Raw genomic sequence first — 5,009 nt, forward strand, 5'->3', positions numbered from 1 at the left:
TACAAGGCTTAAGATTTAAATCATTTAATCTTACAAGTTCAACTTCTGCTCCTAAATTTTCAGCTCCCATCAATGCTTCTTTTACTAAAATTTCCGTGTTACCTAATTTTCTTCCACAACTAATTCCTAAAACTTTCATATTTCATTTCTCCTATTATCTATCCATAGATTAACATAACCAAAACAATATTCAATATCATATATTATATATCTTGCAAGATATATAATATATGATATTATTATATCACTTATATTTATAAAAAAACAATATCATTTTAACTAAAATAACTCGATTCATCTTTTAAAACGAATCGAGTTATTTCTACTTTTTTAATTTTTTTATTCCACGAATAATAACCTTTCTTGCCCTAAAATTATTGCGTTCAAAAGCCTTCATAGCTTCAATTTCATTATTTTCTTTAACAGCTTGATATAAATCTAAAAAGTCTTTAATATACTCTCTTTTAAATTCCTCTTCATTTATAGATTCTTTTGCAAAAATAGTCCTCAAAATAGCTTGTTGAGCATACATAAGATTGGCACTTCCTATAAGTCTTGAATTATTAGCATGTTTATAAAAAACATTAGAGATATCTAAAATATATGTTGCAAACTGTTCTTTATCATTTGAATTTATTAGTTTATCTATATATATTTGAATTTCTTTTGAAATTTCTATATTATTTCCTTTTTGCATAGCATATCTAACTGCACCAGTTAAAAGAGCAAAACTAACTTCTTGGATTTCACATACATCTTTATCAGTTATATCTATAACTTTTGCCCCTATATTATTTTCATATTCTACAATTCCATCTTTTTGTAATCTATTTATAGCTTCTCTAATTGGAGTACTACTAACTCCAAATTTATCCTGAAGCCCACTAACATTTAATTTGCTCCCAAGTGGAATTATAAGCTCTATGATTTGCTTTTTTATTTCATCATATATTTGATCCACTAAAGATTGTTTTTTCAATATAGCCATATGCTCTCCTTTTATAAATTTTATTAAAATATCTATAATTATAATATCATAAATTATTTATTTAAATCCATAAAAAGATAGAGCCACATTAAGAAGTTTTAATGTGGCTCTATAATATTATTTATAAAACTTACCATCCCTTATTTCATCAGTCATTCCTTTATAAGGCGCAACTGAAATTATAGATTCATCATTTTCTCCTACATATTTATTATATGTAATAGTTGAAAATTCATATAACTCAAATTTTGGATATGTGTCATATTTTAATCTTGACTCCTCCATTACAGGGATAAAATCATTTTGAAAACATACTGTTATCTCTGGATGTTCATGAACCCATTTAGGGAAAAAAGCAGATCCATGAGTTTTATTTTCACTTAATATAAAATCTAAACATACATCTGTTCCAGTTGGTTCAGTCCAAGACACTTTATAAATACCATCAGTTAATTTTACTATATCAACCTTTTGATCTTTTACCCATCTACCATCTACCATACCGCTATGAATACGATAATCTATTGTAGTTTGATTTTTTATATAGATTTCATACTCCCAACCATTATCATATGTATAGATTATATGATGTCCTAAAAAATTTTTCATAAAATCACTTCTTTTCTATAAAAACTATTTATAAAATTTACCTGCTCTTATTTCATCAGTCATTCCTTTATAAGGTGCAACTGAAATTATAGATTCATCATTTTCTCCTACATATTTTTTATATGTGATAGTTGAAAATTCAGGTACTACATATTTTGGATATGTATCATATTTTAATCTTGACTCCTCCATTACAGGGATAAAATCATTTTGGAAACAAACAGTTATTTCTGGATGTTCATGAACCCATTTAGGGAAGAATATAGTTCCATGAGTTCTATCTTCCTTTAACATAAAATCTAAACATACATCTGTTCCTGTTGGTTCAGTCCAAGAAATTTTATAAACACCATCAGTTAATTTTACTATATCAACCTTTTGATCTTTTACCCATCTACCAGCTACCATACCACTATGAATACGATAATCTATTGTAGTTTCATTTTTTACGTAAAGTTCATATTCCCATCCATTATCGTATGTATAAATAAATTGCATTCCTATAAAATCTTTCATTTTTATCTCTCCTTATCATATAAAATTAAACATGTTCGTATTTACATGTTTAATTTTATATCATTTATTATCTATTGTCAACAAATATCTAATACTATTCTTTACTTTATAAAAAAAAATGATACAATTATAAATGATTATACAGAAAGGAGATTTAATTACTCTTTTATGAGAACTTTAAAATACGCCATATTAGGATTAATAAATAGAAAACCGTTAACAGGTTATGATATAACAAAAGAATTTAATAACGGATTAGTTAATTTTTGGTATGCTAAGCATAGTCAAATTTATCCTGAATTAAAAAAATTAACAGATGAAGGTTTGATTTCTTATGAAATAATTATTCAAGGTGAAAAGCTTGAAAAAAAACTTTATACAATAACAGATAATGGACGAAAAGCTCTACAAAAATGGCTTGAAAAAGATGATCCATTAGAGCAGACACCTAAAGATATATTTAAACTTAAAGTTTATTTTTCTGATGAAATGGATACTAAAACTCTTTTAAAACAATTTAATAGTTCTAAATCTAAGCATTTAGAAAAATTAGAATACTTAGAAATCTACATGGAAGAATTATCTAAAGATAAAAATATATCAAATTCATCATCTCATGGTTTTGGAGACTTTATAGTATTAAAAGGTGCAATAATGCGTGAAAAAACTTATATAGAATGGATTGATGATTGTATATCTATGATTACAACAAAATAAAGCTGTATAATTAAATTATATAGCTTTATTAACATTTATGTATTATATATGGTTTGCAACTTCATAAGCATCCCAAATAGCATACATTATATTTGAGACTTTACGTGCATCACCTAAAAGATAAATATCTGAAAACTCAAATTCTAACTCTTTATATAATGAATTTTCTTCCTTATATCCAACAGAAAGTATAACTGAGTCACAATTAATTTTTTCTATTCCGTTTTTATTTTCAATTTCTAAAACTCCATCTTTAAAAAATTTAGCTTTAGAATTTAATTTAACATCTATATTGTTAAAAGGAATTAATTTTTCTAACATTTCTTTATTTGCAGAACACAAAGGTCCATTAACAGCTAAAAGCTTATGTAGTGCCTCAATTATAGTTACCTTTTTACCCTTTTTAGCTAAATATAATGCAGTTTCACACCCTACAAGTCCTCCACCAATTATAACCACATTACTTTTACAATCTTTTTTATCCATTAATACATCAGCTGCGGTAAATACTTTATCATCATCACCTAAAGAAAATACTCTTGGTGTTGATCCTGTTGCTATTATCACAGAATCTGCATTAAAATTTAAAATTTCATTTTTTGTAATCTTTGAATTTAAATTAACTTTTACTCCTAATTCTTTTAAAGTATTGGTATACCAAGTAGCAAGTAAAATATCATCTTCTTTAAAATCTGGAGCTCCACCTGGAATTAAATTACCACCCAATCTATCTTCCTTTTCATAAAGAGTAACATCATGTCCTCTAAGAGCTAAAACTCTAGCAGCTTCACATCCTGCAACTCCCCCTCCAACAACTAGAACTTTTTTCTTTCTTGATATAGGGTTTAATGCATTAGCCCTTTCTTTACACGCTTGAGGATTTACTGCACAATTAAGCATTGAATAATGTTGAATTCTTCCCATACATCCCTCTTGACATGAAATACATGGTCTAATTGATTTAACTTTATTTCCTCTAAGTTTATTTACATAGTCAGGATCTGCAAGAAGTGGTCTTCCTAAACTTATAATATCACAAGTTTCATCTTCTATAGATTTTAATGCCATATCTGGATTATCCATTCTTCCTGCACACAAAATTGGAACATCTACAATTTCTTTTATAAGTTTTGCAAATGATCTATAAAGTCCTTTTGCTTGATACATAGGAGGATGGCTCCACCACCATGAATCATATGAACCAACATCTATATCTAACGCATCATATCCATAAGATACTAAAAGTCTTGCAGCTTCTATACCCTCTTCTAAATCTCTTCCTTTTTCAATAAATTCTTCATCTGGAAGAGCACCATCTCTAAAATCTTTAATAAAGCTTTTTGGTGAATATCTTAAAGTTACTGGGAAATCACTTCCACATCTATTTTTAATTTCTTCAACTATTTCACGAGCAAATCTAAGTCTATTTTCCAAACTTCCACCATATTCATCAGTTCTTTTGTTAAAAAATGAAATTGCAAACTGATCTATTAAATACCCTTCATGAACAGCATGAATTTGCACTCCATCAAATCCAGCCTTTTTAGCATTAAATGCTCCATCACCAAATTTTTTAACTATAGACTTTATTTCATGTATCTCAAGTTCACGACAAGTTTTATCTAGCCATCTATGTTCAACTTCTGATGGAGCAATTGGTGGAAAATCACCAAGAACTTCTGGAATTGCAACTCTACCAAAGCCACCTGACATTTGAAGAAACACTTTTGCATTATATGCATGTATTCTTTCTGTCATTTCCCTTGCTGTTCTAATAAATTGGATTGGATTAAGAGTTGAACATGGTAAATTTGCCATGGCGTGTTTTTCAATTTCATTATCCACAAAAGTTACTCCTGTGATAATAAGTCCAGTTTCTCCTTTAGCTCTTTCGGTATAATAATCAATTCCTCTTTGATTAAATCCACCGTCACTATCTCCAAGTCCAAGAGGTCCCATAGGAGCCATGGCAAAACGATTTTTTATCTCACAATTACCAATTTTTGTCGGCTCAAATAACTTTCTATATTTATTCATAAACCCTCCTAAAAAATATTTACTAAATTCTTAACAATCTTAACACAATTAAATAAACATTATTTATAATATTAAAATTTAATTAAGATAAATATATTATATATATCAAAATAAAACATGTCAATACAAACATGTTTTATTT

General features: G+C 27.6%; 6 protein-coding genes. 1 reads left to right on the forward strand and 5 read right to left on the reverse strand.

The window, feature by feature from the left end; all coding sequences use genetic code 11:
* The 4 genes from DR020_RS03960 to DR020_RS03975 form a co-directional block, all read right to left on the reverse strand.
* Positions 1-139 (reverse strand): flavodoxin family protein (locus DR020_RS03960; RefSeq protein ID WP_146739584.1); only part of this gene is annotated, 139 nt, incomplete at its 3' end.
* A gap of 183 nt (positions 140-322) precedes the next feature.
* Complete coding sequence (locus DR020_RS03965) at positions 323-988, reverse strand: GntR family transcriptional regulator (RefSeq protein WP_055257382.1); 666 nt, start codon at positions 986-988, stop codon at positions 323-325.
* A 117-nt stretch (positions 989-1,105) separates the two neighbouring features.
* Complete coding sequence (locus DR020_RS03970; RefSeq protein WP_055257381.1) at positions 1,106-1,597, reverse strand: phenolic acid decarboxylase; 492 nt, start codon at positions 1,595-1,597, stop codon at positions 1,106-1,108.
* Positions 1,598-1,621: 24 nt separating this feature from the next.
* Entirely contained in the window at positions 1,622-2,113 is a 492-nt protein-coding gene (locus DR020_RS03975; protein WP_055257380.1) for a phenolic acid decarboxylase, read from the reverse strand.
* Between the two features lie 168 nt (positions 2,114-2,281).
* On the opposite strand from DR020_RS03975, the gene DR020_RS03980 reads away from it, so the two are divergent.
* A complete protein-coding gene (locus DR020_RS03980; protein WP_055257379.1) occupies positions 2,282-2,830 on the forward strand; it encodes a PadR family transcriptional regulator in 549 nt (182 codons plus the stop codon).
* 42 nt (positions 2,831-2,872) lie between these two features.
* On the opposite strand, the gene DR020_RS03985 is transcribed toward DR020_RS03980, so the two are convergent.
* A complete protein-coding gene (locus tag DR020_RS03985) occupies positions 2,873-4,867 on the reverse strand; it encodes an FAD-dependent oxidoreductase (protein ID WP_112365341.1) in 1,995 nt (664 codons plus the stop codon).
* Positions 4,868-5,009: the final 142 nt, after the last annotated feature.

Origin of the sequence: Sarcina ventriculi, from assembly GCF_900456775.1 — a bacterium.
GTDB classification, from domain to species: domain Bacteria; phylum Bacillota; class Clostridia; order Clostridiales; family Clostridiaceae; genus Sarcina; species Sarcina ventriculi.

Excerpts from the sequence above, each read along its gene's own strand:
- DR020_RS03965 (WP_055257382.1), bottom strand. The coding sequence starts at position 988 with ATGGCTATATTGAAAAAACAATCTTTAGTGGATCAAATATATGATGAA.
- DR020_RS03970 (WP_055257381.1), bottom strand. The coding sequence starts at position 1,597 with ATGAAAAATTTTTTAGGACATCATATAATCTATACATATGATAATGGT.
- DR020_RS03975 (WP_055257380.1), bottom strand. The coding sequence starts at position 2,113 with ATGAAAGATTTTATAGGAATGCAATTTATTTATACATACGATAATGGA.
- DR020_RS03980 (WP_055257379.1), top strand. The coding sequence starts at position 2,282 with ATGAGAACTTTAAAATACGCCATATTAGGATTAATAAATAGAAAACCG.
- DR020_RS03985 (WP_112365341.1), bottom strand. The coding sequence starts at position 4,867 with ATGAATAAATATAGAAAGTTATTTGAGCCGACAAAAATTGGTAATTGT.